Source organism: Tunturibacter gelidoferens (assembly GCF_040358255.1).
Lineage (GTDB): Bacteria > Acidobacteriota > Terriglobia > Terriglobales > Acidobacteriaceae > Edaphobacter > Edaphobacter gelidiferens.
The window spans coordinates 1,100,688-1,117,033 of sequence record NZ_CP132938.1 but is presented as its reverse complement, the minus strand read 5'-3'; the positions used below and the strand labels follow the sequence as shown (position 1 = coordinate 1,117,033).

The window sequence follows — 16,346 nt, the reverse complement described above, 5'->3', positions numbered from 1 at the left end:
GTTGCCGGATATTAAAATGCTCTCAGCTTCGTTACATCTAACCGACGAAGGAGAGACGGGCAACCTTGAATCGACTCACTCATAGCCCGACCAGCTTCACTGCATCGCACATAGATTCGCTCGCGCTTGCGTTCCCTCACTTTCGCCACACCTGGTTCTTGGCTATCTTCCTCTTCTGCACCGCCATCGTGCTCGCAAACGTGGTGCATTACGTCCTGTTCCGCATACTGCGCCGCAAAGAAGAAGAGAACAAAACTCTCGGCTGGGGACTCCAGCGTTATCTCGGCAAACCAGCCCGCGCCATCTTCTTCCTCACCTGTCTCCTCATCATCCTCCCCATCATCCCCGGACTGCCTGACAAGCTCGAAGACACCATCCGTCAGGGCCTCATCATGGCGATGGTCGCCGCCCTCGGCTGGTTCGCCGTCGGCTGCATCTACGTCCTCCAGTCCATCATGCTCCGGCGATACGACCTCAACGCCGAAAACAACATCCAGGCCCGTCGCGTCCACACCCAGTTCCAGCTCTTCCGCCGAATGCTCATCAGCTTCGTGGTCATCATCGACATCGGCGCCCTCCTCTGGACCTTCAACGACCCGCGCATCTGGCACTACGGCTCCGGACTGCTCGCCTCCGCCGGCATCGCCTCCCTCATCCTCGCCACTGCCGCCAAATCCACCGCCGCAAACTTCTTCGCCGGCCTCCAGATCGCCGTCACCGAGCCCCTCCGCATCGACGACGTCGTCGTAGTCCAGGGCGAGTGGGGCCGCGTCGAAGAGATCAACTCCGCCTACGTCGTCATCCGCATCTGGGACCTCCGCCGCCTCATCGTGCCCCTGAGCTACTTCATCGAAAACTCCTTCCAGAACTGGACCCGCGAGTCCTCCGACATCATGGGCACCGCCTTCCTCTACGTCGACTATTCCATCCCAGTAGAGGACCTTCGCCAGCAACTCGAATCCATCGTCCACCCTTCGCCGCTCTGGAACAAGCAAGTCTGCGGCCTCCAGGTCACCAACCTCACCGACCGCTCCATGGAGCTCCGCTGCCTCATGAGCTCGCGCAACTCCAGCGAAAACTTCGACCTCCGCTGCCTCGTCCGCGAAAAGATGACCGAGTGGATCCAGCAGAACTACCCCGACGCCTTCCCCACCACGCGCTTCGCCTCTCGTCCAGATGGCTCTGCCCAACCGCAGGAAGACCAGAGGCTCCCAAATCCCCTTCAACAAACCGACCACAACTAGATCTGCACCTCCCTTCCGCCCAACGGGAGGACCAGTAGTCTTCACCCGCCACTATAGGGTAGACAAGTCACGAAGTGACCGCCCCGCGCGTAGCGGGCCCGTCCGGCAGGACATATCTTTCGCCCACGGCAACCCAAAATCGCTATAAACTAGCCATCCAGCGAGGTCCCCATGCTAGGCCAAACTCCCATCATCGCCTTCATCCCCACCCGCGACGCCGCCCAGTCCCGCGCGTTCTACGAGGACCTCCTCGGCCTGCGCTTCGTCGACGACGACAAATTCGCCCTCGTCATGGAAGCCAACGGCACCATGATCCGAATCGTTCGCGTCGGCAACTTTACTCCCGCGCCCTTCACCATCCTCGGCTGGGAGGTCAAAGACATCCACCAATCAGTAGCAGACCTCACCGCCAAAGGCCTCGTATTCACCCGCTATCCCCACTTCGAGCAAAGTCCCGACGGCGTCTGGACCGCGCCCGGCGGCGCCGCAAAGGTCGCATGGTTCACCGACCCCGACGGAAACACGCTCTCGCTCTCACAGCACTGAGCCGTCAGTCGAACTAGTCGAATCTTGGCATATGCTGCAGGTCTGTTTCAGGAACCAGCTCCACTTCACCGCCTGCTTTAATCCAGGCCTTCATCCCGCCCGTAATCACCTTCGTGTGGCAGTTTTCCTGCATCAACATATGCGCCACCCTGACGCTGGTAGTATCGCGAAGGCAGCTGCAATACAAGTAGACCTCGCACTCCGGCACCATAAACTCGCGCAACGCAATCAGCTCCTCCTTCAACCGGTGCGGTTCCACTCGAATCGAGTTTTTAATCCGCTGCATCCCCGGATCGTAGTACCCATGACTGCGCACATCAGCAATGATCATCAGCTTTTCCGGTGTCTGTTCCTGCAGGCGCCATAAAGATTGTCCGCAGTAATCCGGTCGATCCCCTTGTATCTCTGCGCACGCATCGTAAAAACAACCAACGCCAGCGCATAACTGAATCCAAGTAGCAATAACAGAAAAAGTGCAGCATGGCTCGCTCTTCCAAGCGACTCTGTAATCTCCCGCAGAGATCCGCTGAACGCATACCCGATACCCAGCCACACCGAACAATAAGCCAGGGCTCCAAGTGCATCCAGACGGAGAAACCGCCCAATCCGCATGTTCAACGAACCAGCCAACGGAGCCGCCATCGCCCCAAGCCCCGGAATAAACTTCGCGAACAATAGCGTCTTCTGTCCGCGCCGATAGAAATATCCGGCCGAACTGAAGATGCACTGCTCAGGGTTCATCGACATCCGGCACATCCCGGACAACAACCACCAACCCGTATAGCGCCCGCCGAAGTAAAACAAAGTATCGCCCGCTACCCCTGCACCCCACGCTACCAACAGGACAGTCGACAGCCTCAAACCATGCTGGGAAGCTGCGCCCGCCGCCAGCAACGTGATCGACATCGGCAGTGGCAGTCCCATCGCTGCCAGAAACATCACCATCGCCGTCACTGTGTACCCATGATTTGATATGACGTCGATCAGGCCCATTCACCGCTTCTCCAGCTGCACTTCAGGTACGAAGCAGCTTACGCCGATAGATTTCCAAGAAGCCATACAACTTAAAACTCGACCCTAACCCCCAACTGCACCTGCCGCTCCGGCGACTGTCCCGTCGACGCCGCCGTAAACGTCCCGAACGGCCGTACGTTCAGCCCCTCCGCCGCAACCGTCGCAGCATTCTGAAACACCAGCGGCGTCACCCCGTTTACCTCCGTCCCCACCAGGTAGGCCCGCTGCATAATCGCCGAGTAGTTCACCCGATTCGTCAGGTTGAACGCCTCGGCAACCCACCGCACCTTCACACCTTCACTCGCCAGCACAGCCTTGCTCAAACGCAGGTCGACGCGCCCGGTGTCCGGCAGCCGCAGCGTATTTCTTCCAACCGTCGGCAGATACGCCGCCCCGCCTGAACCATTGATACTCTCGTGTCCACCAGCAAGCCTGGTTCCGCCAAAGATATCCAGGCTGTAAGGTCTCCCGCTCGTCTCCGTAAAAATAGGAGCAACCGCCCAGCCGTTCACCGTGCTCCTCAGCCAATGCTGTTCGATCGAAAACTTCGGCTCCCACACCACGCTGGCCACGATCTTATGCGGATAATTCAGCGCAGAGAGCCCCTTGTCATACCGCACGTCGAACGGATCGAACTGACCGTTGGTCCGCGGCGTCGCCCCGCTACTCTGGCCATAGTCAATCGCCTTCGCCCACGTCCAGCTCGCTCGAAACTCCAACCCGCCCCGGCTGCGTCGCCGAGCCTCCAGCACCAGAGCGTTATAAGTCGCATTTGCATTCGAAAGGATGTCAGTCACGGGCCCAAAGTTCGTGTTCAGCCTCTGCGAATAAAAGGGAATAACAAACGTCTCCCCATCTCGAACACCGACAACACCGGTGCCACCCTGCAGCTGAAACTCCTTCGTCGCAACCGACGGAGCAATATTGATATCCACCGAGTTCGGCAGTTGACGATCAAGATTCAGCAGATACGTCGCACTCGCAACCATCCCCGCACCCACCTCACGCTCAATCGAAAAGCTGCCCTGCTGCACCGCTGGCAGGCGAAATCTCCGATCGAACACCATCGCCGACGTCGTCTTCCCCACAGCCGCCGGCGGCGGCGTCACGTACGAGCAGGCATACCCAAACCCCTGATTCGCAACCTGCGGACAATTTGTAACCGTCGTCGGTAAGATCAGAACACTCGTCGTCGAAGAGGGGAGCGCCGTGTTTGACAGCGCACTGCTCAATTTGGCGCCGGGCAGCCTGCCATAGAACAGACCATATCCAATGCGAACAACTCCCCGGCCCGACCCAAACGGCTCCCACGACACAGCCGCTCTCGGGCCGAAGTTATTGCGATCCTCCGGAAACACACTCGTCGCGCCTTTCTGCCCAAACACCGCATCGAGCGTTGCATTTGGCTGTTGCGGCAGCGGAGAGAGTTCGTATTCGTAACGCAATCCGGCACTTATTGTCAGCCCCCGCCTCACCCTCCAGCTATCCTGCAAAAACCCCGCCCACTCCTGCGTGTTGAACGTCACTGTCTTCTGTCCAAAGCTCTGCGTAAAAGAGCGAAAGCAAAAATCGTGCACCGCCGCGGTGATCGATGGACAACCGCCGTTCGGATACGCGTTCACATTGAAGGTATAGTCCGTGATCCAATCCACCAACCCACCCGAGTGACCGGACGTAACTCCGCTGTCGTAATGAAACGCTCCTTGTGGATTGTTGAGACTCGAGATATCGTCATGAACAAAGCTGACATCTACGCCCACCTGCAGCTGATGCCGCCCTCGCACCACCGTCATCAGATCCGCCAACTGCACTTTATCCTCATCCGGATAAGCCGTGCGTCCCAGCGAGCTCGACGTCCCAAACGTAAATCCATCGGGCCCAATCGCAATCTCGGGAGCATATCCATCCGGCCCTACCGCCGGCTCCTGGGGCAGTGGCTTCGCAGCCGTCTCGTACTGAAAGTCACGCCCATACTGAACCCGCAGCTCATGACTCAGCTTCGGCGATACCGTCCACATCCATCGCCCCAACAGCGAATCCACCTTCACATAGCTGCTCCCCAGGCTTGCGACTCCAAGATCCACCACCGGCGCAGACCGCACCCCCGACGGCGCACTTGACCGCGCCCGGTTGTACTGCAAACTCACGCGATGGCGCTCCGTTGCCTGCCAATCCATCTTGCCGAAGTTGATCGTCTGGTCCTGTCGCCGCGCCACGGTCCCCGTCAGGCTGTCGAGATAGGTCAACGCAGCACTCACCTTCGCCCCCGTCACGCCTCGATTGCCCAGCAGCGCACTCTGCGTTGGTGTCAGCAAATAGAAGTTCGGATCATAGGGTGTCGAGACAGCCGGAAACGACCGCAGCTGCTGATCGTACGTATAAAAGTAAAAAAGTTTATCCCTCACCGCCGCCCCGCCAACGCTGCCGCCGAACTGCTGCCGAAGATCGGAGGGCTTCACCGCGGTACTCGTGCTCACACCATTCACATAGGTCGTCGCTATCGAAAAAGGATTCGTAGCTCCAAACGCGCTCGACCGCACCAGGTAAAAACCCGTCCCATGCAGCGCATTCGCACCGCTCTTCGAGACCGTCGTAATGATTCCTCCCGCCGCATGCCCATACAACGCCGAGTAGTTCTGGCCGCTCACACGAAACTCCCTCACCGCCTCCTGAGAAAACGTGGAAGCAGCTCCTGCGTGCCGGCTGTACCCACCCCCTCCATCCACGCTCCCCGCACTCACCCGTCGTGAAGACCCCGTCTCCGCGGCGTCTTCGATCTCCCCTGCACTCTCCCCGCCCGTCCCTCGCGGCACCGCGCCAAAGCTCTGGTCGTCGTCTCCACCATCAATCCGGCTGCTGTTCTGCGTCGAAGCCACCCCGCGGAAGCTCAACAGCCCGTCCCCCTCCGGATCGGCGTTGACCGTCGGCGTCAATAAAGCGAACGTCTGCCATCGCCGCCCGTTCACCGGAGTCCTCTCCATCTCCTCCGGTGTAACGACACTGGCCGTGGCCGCAGACGCCACCTCGTCGACGCTTACCGTAGCCGGCGTCTCCGGCACTGCGGTCACGTTCACCGAACTCACGACCCCACTCACTTTGAGCCTCGCCTCCACCGTGGTCACGCCTCCAACCTCCACGACCACCGGTTCCAGCGTCAGATTCGCGAACCGCTCATAGTCCACCAGCACCCGATACTCTCCCGCAGGCAGATGAGACACGACAAACTCGCCTTTACCTTCGGTCTTCGCAACAGCAGTCAATCCGTTCGCGAGATTCTGCACCTGCACCACCGCGCCCACCAGCGCACCACCCGTCGCGTCAACTACAAAACCGCTGACCGCCCCATCCACCGAACTCTGGCCCCACGCGCAGCCCCCCATGGCAGCAGCGGCACTAAACCACAGCAAGCAGGCCCGGACAACGTTCCTCACACCCGCGCTCACCTTCGCGCGTCCCAGACAGAACGACATGCACTCTCCGCGGATTCTGTACCGCTCTACGCCGCAACCACGGGAAGATTCAAAAGAAAGCTCGCCATGCCCTTTCGCTATCCAGGCAAAGCGTCGCAGCCGCAAATGGTCCGCACCACGCCAAAAACAACAGGACACTATGAGATTAGCCGCAGACGCGGCAATTGTGAAAGGCCACTTCCGTGTTAAGCACAAAAGAGCAGCGACCGAAGCCGCCGCCCTCTCGAAATAACCAGGTTTAGAACTGCGCCCGAACCGACAACTGGACCTGACGGGGTGTGTAAGAGAATCCGCTCGCGTTCGAGTTCGTCACGGAGCCGAACAGCGGTAAAGCGGAGTTCGCGCTGCTCGTGTTGAACGTCAATAGGTTCGCTGTTACCTGTTTGGCCGCATTGGTCGTAGTACCGATGAAGTATCCGGTAGTATTCACCGACGTGACGTTCTGCCGGTTCAGAATGTTGAAGCTCTCTCCAAGCAGTTCCAGCTTCACACGTTCGGCAACATTGAACCGCTTCGACAGCCGAAGATCCAGCACATTCGTGCTCGGCTGTTGCAGACCATTGCGCTCAAACCCCGGCAGCCGGAAAGCTCCGTTCGATCCGTTCACGCCACCGCCTACCGCATTCAACTGCACACCGTTGATAAGACCCGTCGACAGCGTCCCGCTGGTGACCACCGAATAGGGCAATCCGCTCTGCGCCGAGAAGTTCGGCGAAACCTCGTAATCGTTCAGCAGATAGCTCTTCCAACCCGTAAAGCGCCACGGCGACGTCGCCACCGCTGTCAGGACAAACCGGTTCGGAACATTCTGATTCGAGTTTCCATACTCCTCGCGAAGACTCGTCGGATCCAACAGTGCATTCGCAGAGCTTCCAGTCGTATTGTTCTCCCCATAGTCCAGCGCGTGCGACCAGGTATAGTTCGCGCTGAACTGCAGGTTGTGCGTAAGACGATGGGAGATCTGACCCACCAGACCCTGGTAGTTCGAGTTCACCCCGCTGAAGATGTTCGTCTTCGATCCGAAGTTGCAATCCGGACGCTGGCTCGGACACACCTTGGAAGACGTCGTGCTCTTCGCAAAAAAGTTCGACGTGAACGTGGAACCGTTCTGCAGCGGGCCTTTCCCAGACGTATCCACCACGGTGTAGGTCACGGTGGTCGGAGCAGGCAGGTTCAAGTCGACAAAACTCGGCAGACGCCGCCCAAACGATCCCAACCAGGTCACGCTGACGACCGTATTCCAGCCAAGGTCCTGCTCCACCGTCAGGTCTGCCTGGTGGATCTCCGGCAGCTTGAAGTTCTTGTCGAAGAACGTGGAGTTCGGTGGAGTTCCCGTGTTGACCAGCGTCGGAATGACCTCCGGAAACACCGGTGCGCCCGCGCTCGTCGACGTGTACGTGAAGCTCGGCTGGCCGTTGAGCGACCCTGTGTTGATCAGCGCGTTATAGATCGAGGAGTTGATGACACGAGCGAAGAACTCTCCATAGCCGCCTCGCAGAATCGTCTTGCCGCCTCCGAACACATCGTAGGCAAAGCCAACTCGCGGACCGATGTTGCTCTTGTTGCTCGGCAGCGATCCCGTCTGCGGAATCGATGAAACGACCAGGCTGCTGACCGGCGACGGCAACTGTTCATACTCATACCGAATGCCTCCCGTCAGGCTCAGCCGCGAATTCAACTTCCACTCATCCTGCACGAAGAACCCATAGTCCCCCGTATTGAAATCGAGGCCTGGACGACCAAACCCCTGCGTATACGAGCTGTAGTTATGCGCCTGGGCAACTGTCTTCGGATTCTGTGAGAGATACAAGTCCGTTAGGTAGTTCGTCAACGTGGAGTAACTATATCCGCCATACTGCGCAAAGAGATTGTTGATCAGGTCATTCGTATGAATGTAGTCGCCGCCAAATTTAATGCTGTGGTTTCCGCGAATCCAGTTCACCGTATCCGCAACCTGATTCCTGCGCTCATCCGGCAGCGCAGCACGCTGCAGAAACGTCTGTGTTCCAAACGTAAAGCCGTTCGTAATCGAGACACTCGGCGGTAGTCCGCCAAACGGATTGCTATACCCTCCCAGGGTCGGGCCCACCAGGTTCGAAGTCTCATAGGCCGCAGGATCCTGGGCGAACTCGAACTCAAAATCGCGCCCGTACTGATAACGAACCTCGTTGCTGATGTTGTTCGTAATCAACGTATCCAGCTTCGCAATGCCGAACGTATCGCGTACATAGTCGTTGCCAAAACTATGCGAACCATCAAAGACAGTAGCGCCGGTCTGGATACCGGCCGGTGAGATCCAACGCAACCGGTTCACCTCAAACGAAGCATGATTCTTTCCGTTGATCTGCCAGTCCACTTTAGGAAAGAAGATCGTCTGATCGCCCGTACGCGGCACACTGCCAAGCAGTGAATTCAGATTGGCAAGACCGCTGGTGTAATCCGTTGCGGCCGCACCATAACTGGCCAGCTTGAGATTGTTTTGCAATGTGCACGCCGCCGCGTCGATCGTGCTTGGCGCCGTCGCACCTGTCCCTCCGCACACCTTCCCGCCTGGTAGCGCCGCATCAGGCGTCGCAAAGAAGCTCGTCGGATTGCTGGCGGCCGCGACCGCAGGAAAGTTTCTCTGAAAGCGATCAGCCGCAAAGAAGAAGAACAGCTTGTCGCGGAAGATCGGCCCGCCCACCGCACCGCCCCACTGCTTGCGTCGATCCGTCGGCTTGAAGTTCACCGAACTGAAGGGTCCATTCGGAACCACCTGCACGGTCTTCGTCGTAAACGCGTTCGCCGCTCCCCACTCCGCATCGCGATCGTAAAAGTACGCCTCGCCGTGGAACTTATTGCCGCCCGACTTCGTGATCGAGTTCACAACGCCGCCAGCAGCCCGGCCATACTCGACCGTGTAGTTCGAAGTATTAACCTGAAACTCCTGAATCGAAGCTTTGGCCGTCGAGTATCCCGCGCGAGTGCGTCCACGCTCCTCTGAAAAGTAGGCCTGATTGTCATCTGCTCCGTCGATGGTTACATTATTCAGCAGGGTGCTCTGGCCGCGGAAACTCAAAAGCCCAAACCCGCTCGAATCGGCAACCACTCCAGGTGTCAACAGCGCATAAGCCGACCAACGATAGTTGTTCACTGGAAGATCAAGCAGCATCTTTTGATTGATGACTCCCGAAAAATCAGGCGACGTCGTATTCAGCACCGGGGCCTCGCTCGTCACCTCAACCGTGTCGCTCACGTTACCCACAGGCAGCTTGGGCGAGATATCTGTCAGCAGTCCAACCTCGACGAGGACCTCACCGGAACGATAGCTTCGGAACCCGGGCGCCGTAATTGTAACCGTGTAGGTTGCAGGCTGTAGATGGATCACCCGGAAGACACCCGAGCCATCGACCTTCACGTTCTGTTCAGCATTCGTCGCGTTCGAATGGACGACTACGATCGCGCTCCCAATCGCGGAACCACTCGCATCCTCGACCGTACCGCCGATCGCGCCGTCGACTGCTGACTGCCCGTAGCTCCTTAGTCCTGTAGCCGCGCAAAACGTCGCAATCAGCGCAACCAGCGCGCCGCGCATCATCCATCCCGAAATCTTCATCTGGTCTCCTGAGTTTGTTTCGCCCTGCAGACTGCACGTCGTTCCGCGCCTGCTACGAGCCAAAGTTTGCTTGCTTTCTGTGAGTCTCCCCAGCGTCGCATGAGACCGTTAACGTCGGATTACGAGAAGTAAAAATGATGTCTTCTACACGCTCCCGCATGACACCCTCGCATCGTCACAGAGCCTCGCGCGATCGCCGCAGCCCGCTCCAGGCGCGCAAACTTGTACACTGTTAATAGAAATGTTTATTGATGAAGCAAGAATTCGTATCAAGGCCGGCGACGGCGGCAACGGCTGCATGGCCTTCCGCCGCGAAAAGTTCGTCCCCAAGGGCGGCCCCTCGGGCGGCGACGGCGGCCACGGAGGCGACGTCCTCATGTCCTCCTCCCTCAGCCACAACACCCTCGTCCATTTCCGTTTCAACCCCGAGCACAAGGCGCAGCGCGGCGGCCACGGCCTCGGCTCCAACTGCTCCGGCTCAGCCGGCGATAGCACCACCCTCAAAGTTCCCGTAGGCACGCTCCTCTACGACGACGCCACTGGCGAACTCATCCACGACTTCGCCCGCCCAAACGAGACCATCGTCATCGCCAAGGGAGGTCGCGGCGGCCGCGGCAACCAGCACTTCGCCACCAGCACCCACCAGGCCCCGCGCGAGCACGAACTCGGCCGCGCCGGCGAAGAACGCACCTACCGCCTCGAACTCCGCCTCCTCGCCGACGCCGGCCTCGTAGGCTACCCCAACGTCGGCAAATCCACCCTCATCTCGCGCCTCTCTGCAGCCAAACCCAAGATCGCCAACTACGCCTTCACCACCCTCGAACCAAACCTCGGCGTAGTCCAGGTCGGCGACTTCCCCCACACCGAATCCTTCACCGTCGCCGACCTCCCCGGCCTCATCGAAGGCGCACACCTCGGCGCTGGTCTCGGCATCCAGTTCCTCAAACATATCGAGCGCACCAGCGTCATCGTCCACCTCGTCGACGTCTCCGACTCCGGCGCCGCCGAAGGCACCTCCCGTCCCGACCCCGTCGCAGACTACAAAGTCATCACCGAAGAGCTCAAGAGCTTCGATCCCGCGCTCGCCGCCAAGCCCACCATCCTTGTGGCCGCCAAAGCCGACGTGGCAAATCCGGAAAAGCTCAAAAAGCTCACCGCCATGGCCAAACGCCGCAAGTTACCCTTCTTCATCATCTCCGCCGTCACCGGCGAGGGCATCGAGCCGCTCAAGTTCGCCATCGCCGAGATGGTCGCCGCCCACCGCCCCATCGCGCTCGAACCCGAGATCGTCGAACCCGTAAAGCTCAAGCCCAACTACCCCCCACCCCCAGGTTCCGCCCGCGGCCGCGCCTAGCCTTCGCTCCAAACCGAAATGTTGTCCGTCCTTCGCCGTCATCCTGAGCGTCATCCCGCAGGGATCTGCTGTCTCTCACCCAAGAACATCGTCATTTCGACCGAAACGGACCACAGTCTCATCGTGGTACGCGCAGTGGAGAAACCCCGCATTTGCCGTTGCTTTTGCCGTTGTCGTTGCCGCTGCATTTGCCGTTGCCTGCTCGTGCTGTCATCCTGAGCGCAGCGAAGGATCCCAACGAAGCCTGTCCCGCCAAACCTTTCGCCCCTTTTCACCCACCATCTCAACGCTACAGTTGTTCTTCCAGCCATAGCCGTCACTCTTTTTGCTTGTCATTCCGCAGGGATCTGCTTTGCCATTGCCTCTCGCCTGTCATTCTGACCCTTAGCTTGCCAAAGGGAAATAACCCTCGGTAATTATCCCTGACCTCACATGCGAACAAGTCAACGACATCAGCAACGGCACGCATGAGTTGCGCCACCGCTGGAATAACAGGCTGCGTTTGCCTGTTTCCGAACTGGGCGAACGCGATTTGCGGGGCGACCTCAAGATTCTTCTTGATTGCCTTGTTTGCGGCCGCAGTTCGGCATCGGAAAGCGTCTCTCCCTTACCGTACTTACGGAGCGCGAGAACACCGTCGTCGCCCGTACCTGGAGAGAAGACCATTCGGGCGCAGCTAATGGCAATCGTCAGTTCCCGGTGCTTATCGAATCTGTCCATGTCATGGACGATGCAAATAGGATCATCGACCGCGTCGCTTCCTCTTTGGTATGGCTGGACGTCCTCAATGAGCTTCAAAGCATTGGCGTTGGTAATTCCCTTTATTTTTCTTTGATACCCGCCCAGTTCGTTTTACGTCGTCGGAGATATTTGGAGCACCGGGAACTGAATCGCTGTCTCGTGATCCCTCCGATACTCAATGCTGGAGAAATACCAGACGATGTGATCAAGGCAGGATCGCAAGTGGTGGACAATCTCTCCGCTCAGAACGCTAAAACGCAGCGGGATGGTGAGATTGCGATGATAGTCAACCGCCTCTTGCCATTCCTTCGCATTTGGATCGGGAATAGTTGGGTATTTGCTTCTGTTGAAAAGTTGGCGATCTCACTTTGGAGATTGAAGATTCTCTCGTCGGCCCGTTTTATTTTCTCGGCAATTCCCGCGAAGGGATGGTTGGGGGCATCAATCCAAGCCATCTCAGCATCGTACTTGAATTGAGGGGATGCATCTGTCGTTTGCGTGCTCTTGTTTCTTCTTCGACTGCAATCCCAAAAAGCTGTCAAGGCCCCGTCGCCATCAAACCCATTGCAATCAATGGCTTGCACTGTGCGCATTAGTTTCATCTAAACCGTTACAATTGAAACAGTCAGATTGTGTGAGATGGTCTGACGCCCCACAAGTGCCGAAAACACTCTAACCCTTTTGTTTCTAGGTATCTGCGGGTAACTCGTTTAGAATGAAATATTTGCGAGAGATACTCTCCCGTAAGCTTATGATAATAAAAAGGTTACACGCGGGTAATATGGGGGGTGTACCTTGCGAGGACAGGGCAGCGAACCTTCAACCCCTTGCCATTAGGACCACAAGACGCGTAAGTTTTAACCCGGACCCAGGTACCTGCTGGGACAGGTGGTATCCAGCCAAAGTCATCCTCACCAAGGACGACACGCGGCGGAGCTGCACTGGAGATTTGCAATGAGTTTGACCACGTTCTCTACGGAACGAGCCGGAGCCCAGGGTGGGCGACAGGCCGATTCCCCCGCCAAAGTAACCGTCCCCTCCCTCCTCGAAAAGAAACTTCTACGCCGGCCGATCAGCGCCATCACGGCCTATGACTACGCCAGCGCCAGGCTCGTCGACGAGGCTGGCCTCGACATCGTCCTTGTGGGAGACTCGCTCGCCATGGTCATGCAGGGCCACGAAAACACCCTCGCCGTCACCATGGACGAGATGCTTCTCTACACCCGCGGAGTGCGGCGGGCCGTAAAACGCGCCCTGCTGGTTGCCGACATGCCCTTCGGCAGCTACCACACCAACGACCGCGAAGGACTTGCCAACGCGATCCGCTTCATCAAGGAATCCGGAGCCGAAGCAGTCAAGCTCGAAGGTAGCCGCGAACGCACCGAACTCATCCGGCGAATCACAGCCGCCGAGATCCCGGTCATGGGACACATCGGACTCACTCCCCAGAGCGTCCATCGCATGGGAGGCTACAAAGTACAAGGCAAGACCATGGAAGCGATCGACGAACTACGCACCGACGCCCTCGCCCTCCAGGAGGCAGGCTGCTTCGCCATCGTCCTCGAGGGTGTGCCCCGCGAGCTCGCCCGCATCATCACCGAAGAGCTTCACATCTCCACCATCGGAATCGGCGCCGGCCCCGACTGCGACGGACAGATCCTCGTCCTCCACGACATGATGACCATGACCTTCTCGCCTCCAGCGAAGTTTGTCAGACGGTACGCCGACGTAGCAGGAGTCATGCGCAAGGCACTGGAAGAATACCGGCACGACGTCGAAGCCAGAACCTTCCCCGCCGACGCCGAGAGCTATCACTTCTCCCGCGAGGTCCGGGAATTGATGACAGAACCGATCGAAGTGGTGGGATAGCCGGACAATCGAAACGAGCAGGAAAGAAACTCTCAGTCGCGTCGAGCGGACTATGGTGGCACACGTTGGTGCGCTGAAGAAGTGAAGAACTAAAGATAAACCCGCAGCGACGCGGGCGAGAGGAGCCGTCATTTGATGCAGATCGTAAAGAGTGTTGCGGAGATGCAGAGCATCTGTCGCAAACTCCGGATGCAGGATGGATTGCTGGGCTTTGTCCCAACCATGGGCGCGCTTCACAAAGGCCATCTCTCCCTGGTCCAGCGAGCCGGAGCCGAGTGCCAAACTGTAATCGCATCGATCTTCGTCAATCCCCTCCAGTTCGGTCCGGGAGAAGACTTCGCCAAGTATCCACGAACCTTCGAGCAAGATTGCAGGCAACTCGAGGCCGAAGGTGTATCCGTTCTATTCGCTCCCGAGGCCACGGGGATGTACCCAACCGGCGCTGTAACCACCATCACCGTGCCCGGCATCGGCGACCGGTTAGACGGAGCCTCCCGGCCAGGTCACTTCACCGGAGTAGCCACCGTGGTAGCGAAGTTATTTCACGTGGTTGCCCCCCACCGCGCCTACTTCGGACAGAAAGATGCCGCACAGCTAGCCGTCTTGCGACAGATGATTCAGGACCTGAACTTCGACCTTGAGCTGGTGAGTTGTGCGATCGTGCGAGATGCTGATGGCCTTGCTCTGAGCAGCAGAAATAAATACCTTAGCATTCCGGAGCGCGAACAGGCACTGGTTCTGCATCGATCGCTTACTAAGATCGAGCAGAGCATCGCAAGCGGCGAACGCCGCAGTTCGACGCTCTTGCAAATCGGGAGAAACACCCTGGAGACTGCGAAGGGCATACGGGTTGACTACCTTGCCATCGTCGACGCCCGATCCCTCCTTCCCGTCGCATCTGCAGAGAGAGACGTCCTGATCGCAGTAGCAGCGTATGTTGGGCGAACGCGTCTGATCGACAACTTCCTCGTCGCGTGAAACCGACAAACGGGTCGATAGCGCCAGAGCGAGCTCCGCAAATGACACGGAAGTACCATGCAACCCTTGCAAATATGCGTGTATTGGGTTCCCGCTTTAGTAACATTCAGGGAGCGCCATCTTAGTGACGACTTGTCCTTGAACTGCCGGCTGCGTAGGACAGGACACCGGCAAAGGATGCAAGACAGACTGCAAGGTAAGAGGCAACTTCAGATGCCGAGCACTTCCATTCACGAGCTCGCGATTCAGCAGATCGAGCGGCTTTCACGAAGAGGGTTTCAGCGACTAGCGTTGCCACGGCCTCTTGAGAACGCCTTCGAGCAGTCAACACTCGCTCGACGATCCGAGCGTCTCTGGCTGGAAGGTCTGGTAGCGATTGGTCTGTTCAATATCTATCTCCTCGTCGACCACTTTCTCCAAAACAGCAGCAACTCCTGGCTCCCGTTACAAATCCGACTGTGCGTTGTCACGCCCCTGGCCCTGCTGATTAATCTCAGCATGCGCTGGAGTCCAAACAAGATCTATCGCGAAGTAAGCATCGCCGGCGCCAGCTGCCTTATAGGAATAACGCACCTCTACATCGAGAGTAATAAGAATGCAGCCTCTTCCGCGTACGCTCAAGTAGGCCTGATTGTAGCGGTCATTTTTGTCAACGTCGTGATGCGGCTCCAGTTCTTTTACGCTCTCAGCGCGTCGACCATTTTGCTGGCGAGCGATCTCGTCTTCATTCAACACGACCATTTCCTGAACTCATCGGAAAAGCTCCTCGGAATCACTTTGGCGGTCTGCGCCATTTCGATGACCGCAATTGCGAATTACAGCATCGGGCGAGAAGAACGATTGGGCTTCCTGATGCGGCTGCGCAGCGAGATACAAAGCAAAGAGCTTTCCTTCCTGAATGTCGAACTGCAAAGAATTTCCTGCATCGATAGCCTGACTGGACTCGCCAATCGGCATGCTTACGAGTTGCAGTTTGCCAAACTGTGGAGCGAATCTATTGACTCCGGCTCCTGCTTATCCGCCATCGTGATCGACATCGATCACTTCAAGCTCACAAATGACACTCGCGGCCATCTGTACGGCGACCGAGTACTGGTCCGAGTTGCTTCTCTGTTGTTGCAAGGTCTGCGCTGCAAGGACGACTTCGCGGCGAGATTCGGTGGTGAAGAGTTCGTGGTTCTACTTCCCGGCACAACACAGGAAGGAGCCATGATCGTCGCCGAACGCATCCGCAAGCTCGTCGAGGTGGCTGGATCTCCAGCACTACCCGAGCCCGGCAGCCATCCCAGGCTTTCAACGGTAAGTTGCGGCGGAGCGTCCTGCTACCCGAGCGACGTCAACTGTAAGGAGGACCTTCTGGATGCGGCCGATAAGGCGCTCTATCAGGCAAAGGAGCTGGGTCGCAATCGGGTATGCTGGGGCGAATTAGCGAGCAGACAAAAAGAATCATCGTCCTCCTATAAGCGACCCATAAGGATTTCGGTCAAGAGTGACCCGCTGCCGCTGACGAGCGTCGACTAGCCATCATCGTTCTC

At 58.0% G+C, this 16,346-nt stretch carries 11 protein-coding genes; 7 read left to right on the top strand and 4 right to left on the bottom strand.

What is annotated here, in order from left to right:
- The first annotated feature begins 65 nt into the window (after positions 1-65).
- Complete coding sequence (locus tag RBB81_RS05230) at positions 66-1,244, top strand: mechanosensitive ion channel family protein (protein ID WP_218892283.1); 1,179 nt, start codon at positions 66-68, stop codon at positions 1,242-1,244.
- 171 nt (positions 1,245-1,415) lie between these two features.
- Positions 1,416-1,790 carry a VOC family protein gene (locus tag RBB81_RS05225; RefSeq protein ID WP_179580829.1) on the top strand — a complete coding sequence of 125 codons (375 nt, stop codon included), beginning with the start codon at positions 1,416-1,418 and terminating at the stop codon, positions 1,788-1,790.
- A gap of 13 nt (positions 1,791-1,803) precedes the next feature.
- On the opposite strand, the gene RBB81_RS05220 is transcribed toward RBB81_RS05225, so the two are convergent.
- The 4 genes from RBB81_RS05220 to RBB81_RS05205 all read right to left on the bottom strand — a co-directional run bounded on the left by RBB81_RS05220 (position 1,804) and on the right by RBB81_RS05205 (position 9,869).
- Positions 1,804-2,121 (bottom strand): rhodanese-like domain-containing protein, encoded by a 318-nt coding sequence (locus RBB81_RS05220; RefSeq protein WP_353072958.1) that lies wholly within the window; start codon positions 2,119-2,121, stop codon positions 1,804-1,806.
- Positions 2,121-2,783, bottom strand: a complete 663-nt coding sequence (locus RBB81_RS05215) for a DedA family protein (RefSeq protein WP_353072957.1) — start codon at positions 2,781-2,783, stop codon at positions 2,121-2,123. The genes RBB81_RS05220 and RBB81_RS05215 overlap by 1 nt, the downstream gene beginning before the upstream one ends.
- Positions 2,784-2,854: 71 nt before the next feature.
- On the bottom strand, positions 2,855-6,274 hold the full coding sequence (locus tag RBB81_RS05210; RefSeq protein ID WP_353072956.1) for a TonB-dependent receptor: 3,420 nt from the start codon (positions 6,272-6,274) through the stop codon (positions 2,855-2,857).
- A 238-nt stretch (positions 6,275-6,512) separates the two neighbouring features.
- Complete coding sequence (locus RBB81_RS05205; RefSeq protein ID WP_353072955.1) at positions 6,513-9,869, bottom strand: TonB-dependent receptor; 3,357 nt, start codon at positions 9,867-9,869, stop codon at positions 6,513-6,515.
- 241 nt (positions 9,870-10,110) lie between these two features.
- On the opposite strand from RBB81_RS05205, the gene obgE reads away from it, so the two are divergent.
- The 5 genes from obgE (at position 10,111) to RBB81_RS05180 (ending at position 16,332) form a co-directional block, all read left to right on the top strand.
- A complete protein-coding gene (gene obgE, locus RBB81_RS05200) occupies positions 10,111-11,223 on the top strand; it encodes a GTPase ObgE (RefSeq protein ID WP_179580823.1) in 1,113 nt (370 codons plus the stop codon).
- A 570-nt stretch (positions 11,224-11,793) separates the two neighbouring features.
- Entirely contained in the window at positions 11,794-12,441 is a 648-nt protein-coding gene (locus RBB81_RS05195; RefSeq protein WP_353072954.1) for a hypothetical protein, read from the top strand.
- Between the two features lie 477 nt (positions 12,442-12,918).
- The gene (gene panB / locus RBB81_RS05190) at positions 12,919-13,833 is read left to right on the top strand and encodes a 3-methyl-2-oxobutanoate hydroxymethyltransferase (RefSeq protein ID WP_353072953.1); all 915 of its coding nucleotides are present in this window, start codon (positions 12,919-12,921) and stop codon (positions 13,831-13,833) included.
- Positions 13,834-13,968: 135 nt separating this feature from the next.
- Complete coding sequence (panC, locus tag RBB81_RS05185) at positions 13,969-14,811, top strand: pantoate--beta-alanine ligase (RefSeq protein ID WP_353072952.1); 843 nt, start codon at positions 13,969-13,971, stop codon at positions 14,809-14,811.
- Between the two features lie 57 nt (positions 14,812-14,868).
- Positions 14,869-16,332: a GGDEF domain-containing protein gene (locus RBB81_RS05180; RefSeq protein WP_353072951.1), complete on the top strand. Its 1,464-nt coding sequence runs from the start codon at positions 14,869-14,871 to the stop codon at positions 16,330-16,332.
- The last annotated feature ends 14 nt before the right edge of the window (positions 16,333-16,346 follow it).

What these genes read in the sequence shown, in the direction of transcription:
- RBB81_RS05215 (WP_353072957.1), bottom strand. Translation starts at nt 2,783, where the DNA reads ATGGGCCTGATCGACGTCATATCAAATCATGGGTACACAGTGACGGCG.
- RBB81_RS05210 (WP_353072956.1), bottom strand. Translation starts at nt 6,274, where the DNA reads ATGTCGTTCTGTCTGGGACGCGCGAAGGTGAGCGCGGGTGTGAGGAAC.
- RBB81_RS05205 (WP_353072955.1), bottom strand. Translation starts at nt 9,869, where the DNA reads ATGAAGATTTCGGGATGGATGATGCGCGGCGCGCTGGTTGCGCTGATT.
- panB (WP_353072953.1), top strand. Translation starts at nt 12,919, where the DNA reads ATGAGTTTGACCACGTTCTCTACGGAACGAGCCGGAGCCCAGGGTGGG.
- panC (WP_353072952.1), top strand. Translation starts at nt 13,969, where the DNA reads ATGCAGATCGTAAAGAGTGTTGCGGAGATGCAGAGCATCTGTCGCAAA.
- RBB81_RS05225 (WP_179580829.1), top strand. Translation starts at nt 1,416, where the DNA reads ATGCTAGGCCAAACTCCCATCATCGCCTTCATCCCCACCCGCGACGCC.
- RBB81_RS05220 (WP_353072958.1), bottom strand. Translation starts at nt 2,121, where the DNA reads ATGATCATTGCTGATGTGCGCAGTCATGGGTACTACGATCCGGGGATG.
- RBB81_RS05180 (WP_353072951.1), top strand. Translation starts at nt 14,869, where the DNA reads ATGCAACCCTTGCAAATATGCGTGTATTGGGTTCCCGCTTTAGTAACA.
- obgE (WP_179580823.1), top strand. Translation starts at nt 10,111, where the DNA reads ATGTTTATTGATGAAGCAAGAATTCGTATCAAGGCCGGCGACGGCGGC.